Origin of the sequence: Pseudomonas sp. NPDC088444, assembly GCF_044900175.1 — a bacterium.
GTDB lineage: Bacteria > Pseudomonadota > Gammaproteobacteria > Pseudomonadales > Pseudomonadaceae > Aquipseudomonas.
The window spans coordinates 21,997-38,284 of record NZ_JBJDNK010000017.1 but is presented as its reverse complement, the minus strand read 5'-3'; the positions used below and the strand labels follow the sequence as shown (position 1 = coordinate 38,284).

Here is a 16,288-nt window from a genome sequence, read left to right as displayed (position 1 = left end):
AGCATGCCGGTGGGAAAATGTGTTTTAAAGCTGATACATAGGATTACGGATTGCGAACCTTGTCATTCACCGCCAAAGATCGGGTGGCGTGCAAGACCATGGCGTAACTCAACCGATCATACGTGCGGAACACCATCAGCAAGCCGGAGCGCTCGTCCGGAATCTTGATCTGTTCGCCCGTCACCCGGTCACGCACTTTCTCGCCCGTCTTGTAGATCGCCAGCACGTTGCCTTCCGCAAGACCGTCAAGCTTGCCCCGGTCCAGTGTCACCACGTCGAACTCGCCAATCTGGGTCACGCCACGGGGCACATCAATAATCACGCCGTTGATGTCTTGCTTTGGCTCACTGGGGGTAAAGGTCGAATTGATCGCCCGTTCTTCGCTGACGAACAAGCGGTCCCCCAGACGCACTTCTTCCGTGGAGCGCTGCATCTGGACAGTCCCGATGTCGCCCTCACTGGCGACGATTTCACCACTGCCAATGTCATCCGCGTTGATGCCCAACACGGCATTGGTGTCAGGGTCGTAGTACGTCTTGCCTTTGCGGAAGATGCCGTAGGACACGTGCTCCGGACTGAATTGGCCCCGCGCGTAAATACGGTCGCCAGCACCACTGAGCACCCGCTCGCCATTGCCGGCCACCACGTAAGGCGCATCATCGAACTGCTTGGCCGTGTCCATGATGCGGTTGTTCAGCAGAAACGCATTGATCGCGCCTAGCGGAATGGTCGGAATAGCCTCGGCAATCGGCGTGCTGCGCACACGGGGCGACAATTTGATGGTGCCGCGAGACTCACCCCGGTTGACCACGATTCTCGGCTGGCCGTCGACATAGATGAGGTTCAGGGTGTCGCCGGGGTAGATCAGGTCCGGGTCGTGCACCTGAGGGTTGGCCCGCCAGATCTGTGGCCACTTCCAGGGCTGAGCGAGAAACTTCCCGGAAATGTCCCAAAGTGTGTCACCGGCGACGACGGTGTACGTCTCTGGATGGCCTTCCCTGAGTTGTACTTGCGCCTGAACAAAGCCTGTCGCGGCCAACAGCAGCAGGGCGAGTAGTGATTTCCTCATGCGGTGAATCCCTTTATCATGTTGGCTTCGCGTGAAACATGGAGTCCTGCGAGACTTCTATGGCTGCCTTCGCTTGAAACGTCCCAAGCCTAGCAGCCGATTTTGACTTTACCCTACTAGTGCAGCTCTTACGTATATGGCCATTTTAAACATTCTCGAATTTCCCGATTCGCGCCTGCGCACCATCGCCAAGCCAGTGGCTGAGGTGGACGACGGCATTCGCCAGTTGGTCGACGACATGTTTGAAACCATGTACGAAGCACCTGGCATCGGTCTGGCTGCGACGCAGGTTAACGTACACAAGCGCGTCGTTGTAATGGATCTCTCGGAAGATCGCAGCGAGCCACGGGTGTTCATCAACCCTGAGCTGGAGCCGCTGACTGACGAAATGGATCAGTACCAGGAAGGCTGCCTGTCGGTGCCTGGCTTCTACGAGAACGTCGACCGCCCGCAGCGGGTCAAGGTCAAGGCGCTGGACCGCGACGGCAAACCTTACGAACTGATCGCCGAAGGCCTGCTCGCCGTGTGCATTCAGCACGAGTGCGATCACCTCAACGGCAAGCTGTTCGTCGACTACCTGTCTACGCTCAAGCGTGACCGGATCAAGAAAAAGCTGGAAAAGCAACACAAGCAGAACGCTTGATCCTCCCTCATTCGTAGGAGTGCGCTTGACCGCTAATTGCGGTGAGTCTGCCAAATTGATGCGTCATACCCACCGCCTCGCGGGCAAGCGCGCTCCTACAGTCAAACTCTCAAGAGAAGCCCATGACTGAGCCACTGCGCATCGTCTTCGCCGGGACCCCGGAATTTGCCGCTGAACACCTCAAAGCCCTGCTCGACAGCCCTTATGAGGTAATCGCGGTCTACACCCAGCCGGATCGTCCGGCGGGCCGTGGCCAGAAGCTGATGCCCAGCCCGGTCAAACAACTCGCCCTGCAACACGACATTCCCGTACTGCAACCGCCAACCCTGCGCGCCTCGGAAGCTCAGGCTGAACTCGCGGCGCTCAAGCCTGACTTGATGGTGGTAGTCGCTTACGGCCTGATCCTGCCGCAAGTGGTGCTCGACATCCCGCGTCTGGGTTGCATCAACAGTCACGCCTCGCTGCTGCCGCGCTGGCGTGGAGCGGCGCCGATTCAGCGCGCCGTCGAGGCGGGTGATGCAGAGAGCGGTGTGACCGTGATGCGCATGGAGGCGGGTCTGGATACCGGCCCGATGCTGCTCAAGGTCACCACGCCAATTTCGGGCGAAGACACGGGCGGCACGCTGCATGATCGTCTGGCAGAACTGGGCCCGCCTGCTGTGGTGCAGGCCATCGCCGGTCTGGCAGACGGCACGCTGATCGGCGAGGTGCAGGACGACAGCCTCGCAACCTACGCACACAAATTGAACAAAGATGAAGCACGTATCGACTGGACCCGTCCTGCCGATGAGCTGGAGCGTCTGGTGCGCGCCTTCAACCCATGGCCGATCTGCCACAGCACACTCAATGGCGAAGCGCTGAAAGTGCTGTCCGCACACGTCACTCAAGGCAAGGGCGAGCCGGGTACGATTCTCAGCGCCAGCAAAGACGGTCTGATCGTGGCCAGTGGACAAAACGCACTGCGCCTCACCCGCCTGCAATTGCCAGGTGGCAAGCCGTTGGGCTTTTCTGACTTGTTCAACAGCCGCCGTGAGAAGTTCTCGACCGGCGCCGTGCTCGGCCAACCGGTAGACGGCCAATGAATCCACGTCTCGCCGCCGCCAAGGCGTTGGCTGCTGTACTCAGCGGCAAGGCTTCGCTGAACAGCTCGCTGCCTGCTCAACTGGACAAGGTCGATGACCGTGATCGCGGTTTGACTCAGGATCTGGCATTCGGCACCGCGCGCTGGGAGCCTCGCTTGTCAGCGCTGGCGGCCAAATTGCTGCAAAAGCCGTTCAAGGCTGCCGACACCGACGTACAAGCGTTGCTGCTGGTCGGCCTCTATCAGTTGTTCTACTCGCGCATCCCCGCTCACGCCGCCATCGGCGAGACAGTCGGTTGCGCAGACAAACTGAAAAAACCTTGGGCCAAGGCGCTACTCAACGCCGTATTGCGCCGTGCCCAGCGCGAAGGCGAAGCGCTGCTGAGTGAGTTGGAACATGATCCGGTGGTGCGCACAGCTCACCCTCGCTGGCTGCAAAAAGCGCTGAAAGGCGCGTGGCCCGAGCACTGGGAAGCGATCTGCGCGGCAAACAACGCTCATCCGCCGATGATTCTGCGGGTCAATCGTCGTCACAAAACCCGCGATCAATACCTTCAGATACTGCAAGAAGCCGGTATCGCAGCCATGGCGAGCACGTTCAGTCAGGACGGCATTGTCCTGAATGAGCCGGGCGACGTTCGTTCGCTGCCGGGATTTGCCGAAGGCTGGATCAGCGTTCAGGACGAAGCGGCACAACTGGCCGCAGACCTGCTGGAACTGGCACCGGGGCAGCGCGTGCTCGATGCTTGCTGCGCGCCGGGTGGCAAGACCTGTCATTTGCTGGAAGTGCAACCGGGCTTGTCCGGCGTCGTGGCCGTGGACCTGGAAGCCAAGCGCATGGTGCGGGTGAAGGAAAACCTCGACCGCCTGGGCCTGAGCGCCGAACTGATCGCCGCCGACGCCCGCGCGACTGATCAGTGGTGGGACGGCAAGCCGTTCCAACGCATCCTGCTCGACGCGCCGTGTTCGGCCACCGGGGTGATTCGTCGTCACCCTGACATCAAGCTGACTCGCCAGGCCGACGACATTCCGGCCCTCGCGACCCTACAAGGCGAATTGCTCGATGCGCTATGGCCGACGCTGCAAGTGGGCGGCATGCTGCTGTATGCCACCTGCTCGACGTTGCCGACCGAGAACACCGAGGTGATCGACGCATTCCTGGCCCGCACGCCGGGTGCTCGCGAACTGGATATTGCCGGGCAACAGGGCAACCCGCCACCGGGCCTCAAACAGCCGCATGGCCGCCAGTTGCTGGCACAGGAAGGCGGGCATGACGGGTTCTATTACGCCAAGCTCATCAAGATTTCTGCGGGTGCATGATCACATCTGCCCTTGTGGGAGCCGGCTTGCTGGCGAATACGGCGTGTCATTCAATGTTGTGTTGTCTGATCCGACGCATTCGCCAGCAAGCCGGCTCCCACAAAGTGCTTCGTGAGGCGACGAACATCATTTCAGGGAGAGACTGATTGAAGATCATCATTCTCGGTGCAGGGCAGGTCGGCGGCACGCTCGCGGAGCACCTCGCCAGCGAAGCCAATGACATCACCGTAGTCGACACCGATGCCGATCGCTTGCGTGCGCTCGGGGATCGCCTCGACATCCGCACGATTCAGGGCCGTGGCTCGTTCCCGACCGTGTTGCGCCAGGCAGGCGCGGACGACGCCGACATGCTGGTCGCAGTCACCAGCAGCGACGAAACCAACATGGTCGCCTGCCAGGTCGCGTACACCTTGTTCCACACCCCAACCAAAATCGCCCGGGTACGCGAGTCGGCGTACCTGACCCGCGCCGGTCTGTTCGACAACGAGGCCATTCCAGTCGACGTGCTGATCAGCCCCGAGCAAGTTGTCACCAATTACATCAAGCGCCTGATCGAGTATCCGAGCGCCTTGCAGGTGATCGACTTTGCCGAGGGCAAGGTGCAACTGGTCGCCGTGAAGGCCTATTACGGCGGTCCGCTGGTCGGTCAGCAACTTCGCCAGTTACGCGCGCACATGCCGAACGTCGACACACGGGTTGCAGCCATTTTCCGGCGTGATCGTCCGATCATTCCGCAAGGCGATACGGTCATCGAAGCGGACGACGAAGTCTTCTTCATTGCCGCCAAGGCGGACATTCGCGCGGTGATGGGCGAGATGCGCCGTCTCGACGAAAGCTACAAACGCATCGTCATCGCCGGGGGCGGGCAAATTGGTGAGCGGTTGGCCGAGGCCATCGAAAGTCGCTATCAGGTAAAGATCGTTGAGATGAATCCTGCGCGTTGCCGGTATCTGTCCGACAACCTCGATAGCACCGTGATACTGCAAGGCAGCGCCTCGGATCGCGACCTGTTGATGGAAGAGAACATCGACAACGCCGATCTGTTCCTGGCCCTGACCAACGACGACGAAGCCAACATCATGTCGTCGCTGCTGGCCAAGCGGCTGGGTGCCAAGAAGGTCATGGCCATCATCAACAACCCGGCGTATGTGGACCTGGTACAAGGTGGCGAGATCGACATCGCGGTCAGCCCGCAACTGGCGACTATCGGCACCCTGCTGGCTCACGTGCGGCGGGGCGATATCGTCAGCGTGCACTCATTACGTCGGGGCGCGGCGGAAGCCATCGAGATCGTGGCGCACGGCGATGCCAAATCGAGCAAGGTGATTGGCAAGGCGATCATGCACATCAACCTGCCGCCCGGCACTACCATCGGCGCAATCACGCGGGATGAACAGGTGCTGATCGCCCACGACAGCACGGTCATCGAATCCGGCGACCACGTGATCATGTTCCTTGTGGATAAAAAGCACATTCGCGACGTGGAGCGGCTGTTTCAGGTGGGCTTGAGCTTTTTCTAAAGGAGGCGTTGCGTGCTGGAATCACTGGAAAAGATGCTTGCCAAGGGCATGGACAACGCCTTGCTGCGCTTTGGTTTGGGAAAGGGCTATCTGGATGCCGGGGATCACGGTAAGGCGGTCGAGCATTTGCAGCGCTGCGTTGAGTTCGATCCCAAGTATTCGGCGGCGTGGAAGTTGTTAGGTAAAGCGTGGCTGGCGGCGGGAGATACCGCACAAGCACGCCAGGCGTGGGAACAGGGCATTCAGTCGGCAGTCGTTCATGGCGACAAACAGGCCGAGAAAGAAATGACGGTGTTTCTCAAGAAGCTGGATCGAAGGGCCTAGCACCGCCAATTCCGACATTGAAAAATTGATCGTACCCACGCTCCGCGTGGGCACGCGGTTCGGGCGCTCGGCGCCCATGTGACGCGGAGCGTCACAGGAGGTGTTCCCACGCGGAGCATGGGAACAATCAGTATGCACCGCTTTCGCCACCAAGGCGGCTCCCACAAAAACCGGCGACGCCTTCAAAATCAATACCAGCGCTTCTCGCCCTCAGGCCGCTTCTTGAAGCGCTTCATGGTCCACATGTACTGGCTCGGATACGCCCGCACATACTTCTCCACCACTTTACTCATCGCCGCCGCCGAGACTTCGGTGTCGGTGCTGTACATTTCTTCCGGTGCCGCTTCCAGCACTACTTTGTAGCCCGAGCCGTCCTCCAGACGCATCGCGTGCAGGAACACGCCCACGGCTTTGCCACCGGCCAGCATGTTCGGCACGAATTTACTGGTCAGGGCCATGGTGCCGCAGAACGGAACAAAAATACCGGCAGACTCAGCTGGCTCCGGGTCCGCCGGAATGCCTACCGAACCGCCTTTGCGCACTTCCTTGATGACGCTGAGAATGCCTTCCTTGGTCGATGCCGCCACGCGATTACCCAGTTGAACGCGCTGCTTGCGCAGCAACTCATCCACAGCCTTGAGCTTGGGCGGCCGGTAGAAAATGATCGGTTTGCACTGGCTGCAATAAAAGTGGTTCAACACCTCCCAATTGCCCAGATGGCTGGTGATACCCACCACGCCTTTACCGGAAGCCAGCGCGTCCTTGAGGATGTGTAAGCCTTCGACTTCGCGTACCAGATTGATCGATTTTTGCGCAGGCCAGATCCAGGCGCAGGCGCTCTCGGTCAGCGTCTTGCCGATGTCCATCAAACTGCGACCCACCAAGGCTTCAAGCTCTGCGGGGTTCAGCTCGGGAAAGCATTTGGAAAGGTTGATGCGCGCCACCTCACGGGAACGGTTAGGCAGTTTCCACATCAGCCAGCCAATGCCGGTGCCGACCCACTGCACGGCGCGCCAGGGAAGCAGAGCAAACAACCGCAACGCCCCGACCATCATGGCGCCTTTGAACTTATCCACAGATCACTCCTGAATCGATGAGGCGGGCATTGTAACCACTCCTGACCGTCAACGCGGACCTGTGGGAACCGGCTTGCTGGCGAATGCAATGCATCAGCTACACATAAGGCGACTGACACACCACTTTCGCCAGCAAGCCGGCTCCCACAGGGGTTCATCTCACGCACTCACCAACTGCGCATACCGATCACAATCGGTGGTGTGGTCCATCACCATCCCGGTCGCCTGCATGTAGGCATAACAAATGGTCGGGCCGACAAAGGTGAAACCGGCTTTCTTCAGGGCCTTGCTCATCGCCTCGGCTTCGGGGGTGATGGCCGGAACTTCGCTGCGGTCCTTGAAATGATTGACCTTGGGCTTGCCGCCCACGAAAGACCAGACGAATGCCACTGGGTCCTCCAGCCGCAACCACGCCTGAGCGTTCTTACGGGCGGCGTTGAGCTTCAGGCGATTGCGAACGATGCCCGGCTCCTGCATCAGTTCTTCGATCTCGGCATCGGTCATGGCGGCCAAGCGTCGGACGTCAAAATTGAACATCACTTCACGGTAGCGAGCGCGTTTCTTCAAAATCGTGATCCACGACAGGCCCGCCTGGAACCCTTCAAGCAACAGAAACTCGAAGAGCATCTGCGCGTCGCGCAGCGGCACACCCCACTCTTGATCGTGGTAGTCCATATAAAGTGGATCTTCGTTGCACCAAAAGCAGCGTGGCATAGGCCCCCCCAAGGGTGGAGGCGCTGCCGAATCGGGTATACTCCCGCTCTTTAAATCGCAGCCCCCCAGTACAGGTGAATTTCGTGAGCCAGCCTACGCCAGCCGTGCGTACCTTCCAAGACTTGATCCTCGCCCTCCAGCAATACTGGGCCGAGCAAGGTTGTGTGGTACTTCAGCCCTACGATATGGAAGTGGGCGCCGGTACTTTCCACACCGCCACGTTTCTGCGCGCCGTCGGCCCGGAGACCTGGAACGCAGCCTACGTACAACCGAGCCGTCGTCCTACCGATGGCCGTTACGGCGAGAACCCTAACCGCCTGCAGCACTACTATCAGTTCCAGGTGGTACTGAAGCCGAACCCGGACAACTTCCAGGAACTGTACCTGGGTTCGCTGAAACACGTTGGTCTGGACCCGCTGGTTCACGACGTGCGCTTCGTCGAAGACAACTGGGAGTCGCCAACCCTGGGCGCCTGGGGCCTGGGCTGGGAAATCTGGCTGAACGGCATGGAAGTGTCGCAGTTCACCTACTTCCAGCAAGTGGGCGGCATCGAGTGCTACCCGGTGACCGGCGAAATCACCTATGGCCTTGAGCGTCTGGCGATGTACCTGCAAGGCGTCGATTCCGTGTACGACCTGGTCTGGACCGACGGCCCGTTCGGTAAAGTGACCTACGGCGATGTGTTCCACCAGAACGAAGTGGAGCAATCGACCTACAACTTCGAACACGCCAATGTCGACAAACTGTTCGAGCTGTTCGACTTCTACGAAAGTGAAGCGATGCGCCTGATCGAAGCCGAACTGCCATTGCCGAGCTACGAAATGGTCCTCAAGGCTTCGCACACCTTCAACCTGCTGGATGCCCGTCGCGCGATTTCCGTGACTGCGCGTCAGCAATACATTCTGCGCGTACGCACCCTGGCCCGCTCCGTGGCCCAGGCGTACCTGATGGCCCGGGCCAAGCTCGGCTTCCCGATGGCCGCCCCTGATATTCGCGATGAAGTGTTGGCTAAGCTGGAGGCTGCACAATGAGTGCTCAAGATTTCCTGGTTGAACTGGGCACCGAAGAACTGCCACCCAAGGCCCTGAACACCCTGGCTGACGCCTTTCTGGCCGGTATCGAAAAAGGCCTGCAGACCGCTGGTCTGACCTACAGCGCCAAGCAGGTTTACGCCGCACCGCGTCGTCTGGCCGTACTGATTACCCAATTGGCCACTCAACAGCCAGACCGCAGCGTCAATCTGGACGGTCCGCCACGTCAGGCCGCGTTCGACGCCGACGGCAACCCGACGCAAGCCGCACTGGGCTTCGCCAAGAAATGTGGCGTCGACCTGAGCGAAATCGATCAGAGCGGCCCGAAGCTGCGTTACAGCCAGAACATCGCCGGTAAACCGACGGCCAGCCTGCTGCCGACCATCATCGAGGATTCGCTCAACGACCTGCCTATCCCGAAGCGCATGCGCTGGGGTGCTCGCAAGGAAGAGTTCGTGCGTCCGACCCAGTGGCTGGTGATGCTGTTCGGCGATCAGGTGATCGACTGCACCATCCTCGCCCAGACCGCTGGCCGTGAATCCCGTGGCCACCGCTTCCATCACCCGGAAAACGTGCGTATCACCTCGCCAGCCAACTACGCCAGCGATCTGCGCGCGGCCAAGGTACTGGCCGACTTCAACGAGCGCCGTGCACTGATCAGCAAACGTGTCGACGAACTGGCAACCCGCCACGAGGGCACCGCCATCGTACCGCCTGCGTTGCTCGACGAAGTGACCGCGCTGGTCGAATGGCCCGTTCCACTGGTGTGCTCGTTCGAAGAGCGCTTTCTGGAAGTGCCTCAGGAAGCCCTGATCACCACCATGCAGGACAACCAGAAGTATTTCTGCCTGCTGGATGCTGACGGCAAGCTGCTGCCGCGCTTTATCACGGTCGCCAACGTCGAGAGCAAGGACCCGTCGCAGATTGTTCTCGGTAACGAGAAAGTCGTTCGCCCACGTCTGACCGACGCCGAGTTCTTCTTCAAGCAAGACAAGAAGCAAAGCCTGGAAACCTTCAACCAACGCCTGCAGAACGTCGTGTTCCAGGCGCAGCTGGGCACCGTGTTCGACAAAGCCGAGCGCGTTTCCAAGCTGGCCGCGTTCATCGCGCCGCGTATTGGCGGCGATGCTCAGCGCGCAGGCCGTGCGGGCATTTTGTCCAAGTGCGACCTGGCCACCGAGATGGTCGGCGAATTCCCTGAAATGCAGGGCGTGGCGGGTTACTACTACGCGCTGGCCGATGGCGAGCCGGAAGACGTTGCACTGGCACTGAACGAGCAGTACATGCCACGTGGTGCGGGCGCCGAACTGCCAAGCACCCTGACCGGTGCGGCAGTCGCCATCGCTGACAAGCTCGACACCCTGGTCGGGATCTTCGGCATCGGCATGCTGCCAACCGGCAGCAAAGACCCCTACGCACTGCGTCGCGCGGCGCTGGGCATCCTACGGATTCTGATCGAGAAGAAGCTGGACCTGGACCTGATCAAGACCGTGCAATTCGCGGTCACTCAGTTCGGCGCCAAGGTCAAGCCAGCCGGTCTGGCCGATCAAGTGCTGGAGTTCATCTTCGACCGCCTGCGTGCACGTTATGAAGACGAAGGCGTCGACGTGTCGGTTTACCTGTCGGTGCGTGCGCTGCAACCGGGTTCGGCGCTGGACTTCGACCAACGCGTCCAAGCGGTTCAGGCCTTCCGCAAATTGCCGGAGGCCGCTGCACTGGCCGCCGTGAACAAGCGCGTGTCGAACCTGCTGAGCAAGGCCGAGGGCAGCATTGCCCAGACCGTGGAGCCGAAGTATTTCGACAACGCTAACGAGTTCTCGCTGTACTCGGCGATTCAGCAGGCTGACCACGCAGTGGCACCGATGTCCGCAGACCGTCAGTACACCGAAGCGCTGGCCCGTCTGGCAGCACTGCGTGAACCGGTGGACGCCTTCTTCGAGGCCGTGATGGTCAACGCCGAAGACGCCAGCGTGCGCGCCAACCGTTATGCGTTGCTGGCACGTCTGCGCAATCTGTTCCTCGGCGTTGCCGACATTTCCCTGTTGGGCTGACGCTGGAGCGCATGATTTGAAGCTGCTGATTCTCGATCGGGATGGAGTGATCAACGAAGACTCCGACGCGTACATCAAGTCGGTGCAGGAATGGATTCCGATCCCCGGCTCGATCGAGGCCATCGCGCAACTGAGCAAAGCGGGCTGGACGGTGGCAGTGGCCACCAACCAGTCCGGTATCGCTCGCGGTTATTACGACCTCGCCACCCTCGACGCCATGCACGCTCGTCTGCGTGAATTGGTAGCGGAACAGGGCGGAGAGGTCGGGTTGATCGTTTACTGTCCTCATGGCCCGGATGCGGGGTGCGATTGCCGCAAACCCAAACCTGGCATGTTGCGCACCATTGCCAGCCATTATTCCGTTGATTTGAGCGGAATCTGGTTTGTGGGCGACAGCAAGGGTGACCTGGAGGCGGCGGTGGCCGTCGACTCTCAACCTGTTCTGGTCATGACGGGCAAAGGTCACAAGACGCGGAGCAATCCGATACCCGCTGGAACGTTGGTGTTTGACGATCTGGCGGCGGTTGCCGCAAAACTTATTCACAACAGCGCTTCGTCGAACGGCTGACCGGTCGTTCGACGGCACGCTCAATCCGGGCAATGCCCGTAATGGTAAAAGCAGCTATGTCGATAGTGCAGGCCATCAGGATCTTCATCTTTTACCTGCTGCTGGGCACCAGCGCCTTGCTGTGGTGCTCACTGAGTTTCTTCGTCGCGCCTTTCCTGCCATTCCCTGTGCGTTATCGCTTCATCAACGTCTATTGGTGTCGCTGCGCGGTCTGGCTGACCAAGGTGTTCCTGAACATTCAGGTCAAGGTTACGGGCCAGGAAAACGTCCCCAAGACGCCCTGCGTGATCGTCTCCAACCACCAGAGCACGTGGGAAACCTTCTTCCTGTCGGCGCACTTCCAGCCGCTGAGCCAGGTGCTCAAACGCGAGCTGCTTTACGTGCCGTTCTTTGGTTGGGCGATGGCGATGCTGCGCCCCATCGCCATCGACCGTAACAACCCGAAGGCGGCGCTGAAAGTCGTAGCCAAGAAAGGTGACGAGTTACTCAAGGATGGCGTTTGGGTGCTGATCTTCCCGGAAGGGACGCGTGTGCCTTACGGCCAGATCGGAAAATTCTCGCGCAGCGGTGCAGCGATGGCGGTGAACGCTGAATTGCCCGTGTTGCCGGTTGCTCACAACGCAGGTAAATACTGGCCGAAAGAAGGCTGGGGCAAGAAACCTGGCACGATCGAAGTGGTGATTGGTGAGCCGATGTACGCCGAGGGCACTGGCCCCCGTGCCATCGCCGCGCTAAATGATCGGGTCGCTGCCTGGAACGAGGAAACCCAGAAAGCGTTAGGCTCGCCTGTCGTACCAGCGCCAACCCCTGAAAAATCACCCGCGTGAATTGTGGATAACCTGTGCACCAAATGTGTGAGATTTCTGATAACCATCGCTAAGTCATTAATTTAATTACTTATTTCTGACTGCGATTATCGAACCAAAAACGTGCATAAGTTTTTTCTGACAGCGCTTTTTCACGGTTGAAAATATCGGTCTTGAGCCTCCCCGGCCAAGGCCGATTTTTGTTTCTACGCCATGGGTTTCTTGGAGGATATCCACAGATTGCAAAGTGCTGCCATGCCCACCAGTACCAATCCACCGGTGGCTGCTGCCACGAATCCCATTGCCGGGGAGAGGTGGTCTATCGCAAGCCCTACAAGCGGCGTAGACAGCGTCTGACCCAGCCGATTGGCCGAGTCATGCAACCCCATTACTTCGCCTCGCACATTGGCGGGCGCGAGCTTGGCGACTGCTTCTGAACCTGATGCCAATGTTGGCGTACACAGCAAGTTGTTCGGCAACAGCGCCAACATCAACCACCACCAAACGCCGTCGAAAAAGACCACCGGCATCAACAGCAGGCTCATGGTCAACGCCAGCCGTAGCTGTGACCAGGATCTGTGAACGGCACCGTGAATGAAGCCGCCGCAGATCGACGCCAGCGCCATTGCAGCGATCACGTAGCCGGTGAACGCGACTTCTCCGTTGGTACGCAGCACAGCAATCAGCGCCAGCTCTGTTCCAAACACCATGAACAACGCGCCGGCCGCGACCAGCAACACACTCATCAGTTGAGGCGTCATCCATGACCTGATGCCGGGTCGTACAGGATCGGGATCTCTAGTGAGTTCTTCGGAACTGCGTGTAGGCCAATTCAGGATGTAGAGCGCAATGTAGGACAGCGCCCGCCACACGCCGATACCAATCAAAATGGCCGACGCCGAATAGGTGGTTATCAACAGGATTGCCACTGCCGGACTGATCACGAACGAAAGCTCGGTCAGCATCATGTTGAGCGTGTAGGCCGGGCGCCGTTGGTCGAGCGGCACGAGGCTCGCCACGAATTGCCGCGCGAGCGATCCGGTTGGAACGGTAGAAGCGCCCGCGAGAAACGCAAACAGGACAAAGAACGGATAGGTCAACACCGGCAGCAGTAGCCAGGCGAGGGTGGATAACACGCCACTGACGGCGACCACTGGACGAAGACCATGGCGATCGATCATGCGGCCCAACAGCGGGGATCCGACAGCGAAGCCTAGCGCAGTGGCAGTTCCCACCAACCCGGCATCGAAATAACTTCGTCCCATCTCATTGAGCACATGCAGGCTCAGAGTGAGGGTCATGACAGTCAGCGGAATGCCCGCCACAAACATGAACAACGTGGCGGGTAGCACCCGGGGTATCGACAGTACTTTCTGGTATTTGCGAAACGACATCCGGGATACAACTCCTTGGCCCGTCGTGTGAGTCAGCCGCGCAGTTTATCCTTTTGGCTGAAGCAACAGGGCCACCAATGCACTCCACCCCGTCTGATGTGAAGCCCCCAAACCACGGCCGTTTTCACCGTGGAAGTATTCGTGGAACAACACCAGATCCCGGCTCTGAGGGTCTATTTCAAGCTGTGAATAACCCGCCATGGAGGGACGGTTGCCCTCGTCATCGCGCAGGAAAAGTCTGTTTAAGCGTTGGCTTATTCCGTCAGCCACTTCTTCAAGCGACGCCAGATACCCTGAGCCACCGGGGTATTCGACGGAAAAATTTTCGCCGTAATAGCGATGAAACTCACGCAACGATTCGATCAGCATGTAGTTCAGCGGCATCCAGACCGGACCTCGCCAGTTTGAATTCCCACCGAACAGCCGAGAGCTGGATTCCGCCGGTTCGTAATCCGCCGACAGCGTATTGCCGTTGATCTGCATGCTGAAGGGATTTTCGCCATACAACCGAGACAGCGAACGCACCCCGTGAGGGGACAGAAATTCACTTTCATCGAGCATGCGCTTGATCAAGTCTTTGGTCCGCTGCCCCCGCAACAGCGCCAGCAACAGGCGATTTCCTTTACCCGGTTCAGTCCAGCGCGAGATCAGGGCGGCCAGATCCGGCCGATGGTGCAAAAACCCCAGCAGCCTTTCACGCAATCCCTTGAGACCTTCATGTTCACGCTGTTCCAGCACTCGCACCGCGAAGAGGGGAATCAGCCCCACGAACGAGCGCAACTTGACCGACTCACGCTGACCATCAGGACGATGCAGTACGTCGTAGAAAAAACCATCCTCGTCATTCCACAAGCCTTCGACTTCTTCTTTATCGACCTCGTTGATGGCGCCTGCGATGTACAAAAAATGCTCGAAAAACTTCACGGCGATATCGACGTAGACTTCGTTGTGCTGCGCCAACTCCAACGCGATACGCATCAGATCCAGTGCATAGCCCGCCACCCATGCTGTGCCGTCGGCCTGATCGAGCTGATAACCGGGGGCAAGGGCGGCCGAGCGGTCGAATAAGCCAATGTTGTCCAGTCCGAGAAAGCCTCCCTGGAAAATGTTGTGGCCTTCAGCGTCCTTGCGATTCACCCACCAGGAAAAATTCAGCAGCAGCTTATGGAAAACCCTTTCAAGAAAGACCACATCGCCCTGGCCTTTCTGCGCCTTTTCCATCTGATACACACGCCATGAAGCCCACGCATGAACGGGCGGATTCGCATCATCAAAACGCCACTCGTAGGCTGGAAGCTGACCGTTGGGATGCATGAAGCGATCTTTGACCAGCAACAGCAACTGATCTTTCGCGAAGTCGATATCGATCAGTGCGAAGGCCACGGCCTGAAACGCGAGGTCCCAGGAGGCGTACCAGGGGTATTCCCATTTGTCCGGCATTGAGACGATGTCGAAGTTACACAAGTGTCGCCACTGGTCGTTGCGGATGTGGGCACGCTCGGGAGGCAGGGGAGGGAGACCTGGATCGCCTTCCAGCCAGGCTTTGACGTCGAAGTCGTAAAGCTGCTTGGACCACAGCAAGCCCGCCAGCGCCTGACGTTGAACATTGCGCGCATCCGGGTCCGTCAGATTCTGCTGCAATACCGCGTAGTATTCATCCGCTTCACATCGGCGTTGTTCGAACAGGGCGCGCGCATTCACATGCCCGGAATTGGCAGGCGCAAAGCGCAGGTACACCGATGTTGACGCCCCGCCGTCCAGTTCCACCAAAAAATGCGCCGCGACCTTGGTGCCCGCATCACGGCGGATTGCATCTTGCCCACCACCCACCAGCCATTCATTGATCCCATCCTTGAACGGCCCAGGCTCCGGCCGACCAAACAACTTGGGCGCATTCGTGCGGTTTTCACAGAACAGCCATTCACACTCGTCCAGTCCCCATGCTGTGGCTACCTTTTCAGGTTGCAACGGGTGGACGGCGGCAACGCGGTTATCCACAAGGGTGAGGGAAGGGCGCTCGACGCCTGGCACCCAGCTCCAGACATCCCGCGCCCAGAGTTGTGGCAGTACATGCAAACGAGCCGAGCGGTCAGAGCGATTGACGACCGTGACCCGCATCAAGATGTCGTCAGCGGTGTGCTTGGCGTATTCGATGCTCACATCGAAGTAATGGTTGTCATTGAACACGCCTGTGTCGAGCACTTCGTATTCAGGATCTTCCAGCCCTCGACGAGCGTTTTCTTCGACCAGATCATCGTAGGGGAAAGCCGCATGAGGGTATTTGTAGAGCATGCGCATGTAGGCATGACTCGGCACACCGTCCACGTGAAAGTACAACTCTTTCACGTCTTCGCCATGGTTGCCCTCGGCGTTGTTCAGCCCGAACAAGCGCTCTTTGATGATCGGATCACGCTCGTTCCATAACGCCAGCCCCAGACACCAATGTTGGGCCTTGTCGGAGAACCCGGCCAAACCGTCCTCGCCCCAACGATATGTACGACTGCGGGCGTGATCGTGTGGGAAATAATCCCAGGCATTGCCATCAGCGCTGTAGTCCTCGCGCACAGTTCCCCATTGTCGATCACTGACGTACGGCCCCCACTCACGCCAGCTCGCCGCGTCGTGTCCCTCCAGACGCAATCCTTCGGTGGTGTGCTGCAGTGTCGGATGGGCAGGTTCGGCAGGCATGGT

14 protein-coding genes are annotated in these 16,288 nt (G+C 59.2%); 9 read left to right on the top strand and 5 right to left on the bottom strand.

The window, feature by feature from the left end; genetic code table 11:
- Positions 1 to 43: 43 nt before the first annotated feature.
- Entirely contained in the window at positions 44 to 1,069 is a 1,026-nt protein-coding gene (locus ACI2KB_RS26055; protein WP_404639423.1) for a LysM peptidoglycan-binding domain-containing protein, read from the bottom strand.
- A 136-nt stretch (positions 1,070 to 1,205) separates the two neighbouring features.
- Here ACI2KB_RS26055 and def point away from each other — a divergent pair, with 136 nt between their 5' ends.
- The 5 genes from def (at position 1,206) to ACI2KB_RS26030 (ending at position 5,957) form a co-directional block, all read left to right on the top strand.
- Positions 1,206 to 1,712, top strand: coding sequence for a peptide deformylase (def, locus tag ACI2KB_RS26050; RefSeq protein ID WP_404639421.1), 507 nt, complete (start codon positions 1,206 to 1,208; stop codon positions 1,710 to 1,712).
- A 122-nt stretch (positions 1,713 to 1,834) separates the two neighbouring features.
- Entirely contained in the window at positions 1,835 to 2,794 is a 960-nt protein-coding gene (fmt, locus tag ACI2KB_RS26045; protein WP_404639419.1) for a methionyl-tRNA formyltransferase, read from the top strand.
- A complete protein-coding gene (gene rsmB / locus ACI2KB_RS26040) occupies positions 2,791 to 4,113 on the top strand; it encodes a 16S rRNA (cytosine(967)-C(5))-methyltransferase RsmB (protein ID WP_404639417.1) in 1,323 nt (440 codons plus the stop codon). The genes fmt and rsmB overlap by 4 nt, the downstream gene beginning before the upstream one ends.
- Positions 4,114 to 4,259: 146 nt before the next feature.
- Positions 4,260 to 5,633 carry a Trk system potassium transporter TrkA gene (gene trkA, locus ACI2KB_RS26035; protein WP_404639415.1) on the top strand — a complete coding sequence of 458 codons (1,374 nt, stop codon included), beginning with the start codon at positions 4,260 to 4,262 and terminating at the stop codon, positions 5,631 to 5,633.
- 33 nt (positions 5,634 to 5,666) lie between these two features.
- Complete coding sequence (locus ACI2KB_RS26030) at positions 5,667 to 5,957, top strand: tetratricopeptide repeat protein (protein ID WP_404639593.1); 291 nt, start codon at positions 5,667 to 5,669, stop codon at positions 5,955 to 5,957.
- Between the two features lie 188 nt (positions 5,958 to 6,145).
- On the opposite strand, the gene ACI2KB_RS26025 is transcribed toward ACI2KB_RS26030, so the two are convergent.
- The gene (locus ACI2KB_RS26025; RefSeq protein WP_404639413.1) at positions 6,146 to 7,033 is read right to left on the bottom strand and encodes a lysophospholipid acyltransferase; all 888 of its coding nucleotides are present in this window, start codon (positions 7,031 to 7,033) and stop codon (positions 6,146 to 6,148) included.
- 159 nt (positions 7,034 to 7,192) lie between these two features.
- Entirely contained in the window at positions 7,193 to 7,747 is a 555-nt protein-coding gene (locus ACI2KB_RS26020) for a DNA-3-methyladenine glycosylase I (protein ID WP_404639411.1), read from the bottom strand.
- An 83-nt stretch (positions 7,748 to 7,830) separates the two neighbouring features.
- On the opposite strand from ACI2KB_RS26020, the gene glyQ reads away from it, so the two are divergent.
- The 4 genes from glyQ to ACI2KB_RS26000 are packed head-to-tail and all read left to right on the top strand — an operon-like array spanning position 7,831 to position 12,224.
- Positions 7,831 to 8,778, top strand: a complete 948-nt coding sequence (gene glyQ / locus ACI2KB_RS26015; protein ID WP_166593916.1) for a glycine--tRNA ligase subunit alpha — start codon at positions 7,831 to 7,833, stop codon at positions 8,776 to 8,778.
- Positions 8,775 to 10,829, top strand: coding sequence for a glycine--tRNA ligase subunit beta (gene glyS / locus ACI2KB_RS26010; protein ID WP_404639408.1), 2,055 nt, complete (start codon positions 8,775 to 8,777; stop codon positions 10,827 to 10,829). The genes glyQ and glyS overlap by 4 nt, the downstream gene beginning before the upstream one ends.
- 16 nt (positions 10,830 to 10,845) lie before the next feature.
- Positions 10,846 to 11,397: a D-glycero-beta-D-manno-heptose 1,7-bisphosphate 7-phosphatase gene (gene gmhB, locus ACI2KB_RS26005; protein ID WP_404639406.1), complete on the top strand. Its 552-nt coding sequence runs from the start codon at positions 10,846 to 10,848 to the stop codon at positions 11,395 to 11,397.
- Between the two features lie 56 nt (positions 11,398 to 11,453).
- Positions 11,454 to 12,224: a lysophospholipid acyltransferase family protein gene (locus ACI2KB_RS26000; protein WP_404639404.1), complete on the top strand. Its 771-nt coding sequence runs from the start codon at positions 11,454 to 11,456 to the stop codon at positions 12,222 to 12,224.
- Positions 12,225 to 12,409: 185 nt separating this feature from the next.
- On the opposite strand, the gene ACI2KB_RS25995 is transcribed toward ACI2KB_RS26000, so the two are convergent.
- Entirely contained in the window at positions 12,410 to 13,534 is a 1,125-nt protein-coding gene (locus ACI2KB_RS25995) for an MFS transporter (RefSeq protein WP_404639591.1), read from the bottom strand.
- A gap of 108 nt (positions 13,535 to 13,642) precedes the next feature.
- Positions 13,643 to 16,285, bottom strand: a complete 2,643-nt coding sequence (locus ACI2KB_RS25990; RefSeq protein ID WP_404639402.1) for an MGH1-like glycoside hydrolase domain-containing protein — start codon at positions 16,283 to 16,285, stop codon at positions 13,643 to 13,645.
- Positions 16,286 to 16,288: the final 3 nt, after the last annotated feature.

Coding starts and splice junctions, on each gene's coding strand:
- ACI2KB_RS25990 (WP_404639402.1), bottom strand. CDS start 16,285: ATGCCTGCCGAACCTGCCCATCCGACACTGCAGCACACCACCGAAGGA.
- def (WP_404639421.1), top strand. CDS start 1,206: ATGGCCATTTTAAACATTCTCGAATTTCCCGATTCGCGCCTGCGCACC.
- ACI2KB_RS26030 (WP_404639593.1), top strand. CDS start 5,667: ATGCTTGCCAAGGGCATGGACAACGCCTTGCTGCGCTTTGGTTTGGGA.
- ACI2KB_RS26055 (WP_404639423.1), bottom strand. CDS start 1,069: ATGAGGAAATCACTACTCGCCCTGCTGCTGTTGGCCGCGACAGGCTTT.
- fmt (WP_404639419.1), top strand. CDS start 1,835: ATGACTGAGCCACTGCGCATCGTCTTCGCCGGGACCCCGGAATTTGCC.
- ACI2KB_RS25995 (WP_404639591.1), bottom strand. CDS start 13,534: ATGTTTGTGGCGGGCATTCCGCTGACTGTCATGACCCTCACTCTGAGC.
- rsmB (WP_404639417.1), top strand. CDS start 2,791: ATGAATCCACGTCTCGCCGCCGCCAAGGCGTTGGCTGCTGTACTCAGC.
- ACI2KB_RS26000 (WP_404639404.1), top strand. CDS start 11,454: ATGTCGATAGTGCAGGCCATCAGGATCTTCATCTTTTACCTGCTGCTG.
- ACI2KB_RS26020 (WP_404639411.1), bottom strand. CDS start 7,747: ATGCCACGCTGCTTTTGGTGCAACGAAGATCCACTTTATATGGACTAC.
- glyS (WP_404639408.1), top strand. CDS start 8,775: ATGAGTGCTCAAGATTTCCTGGTTGAACTGGGCACCGAAGAACTGCCA.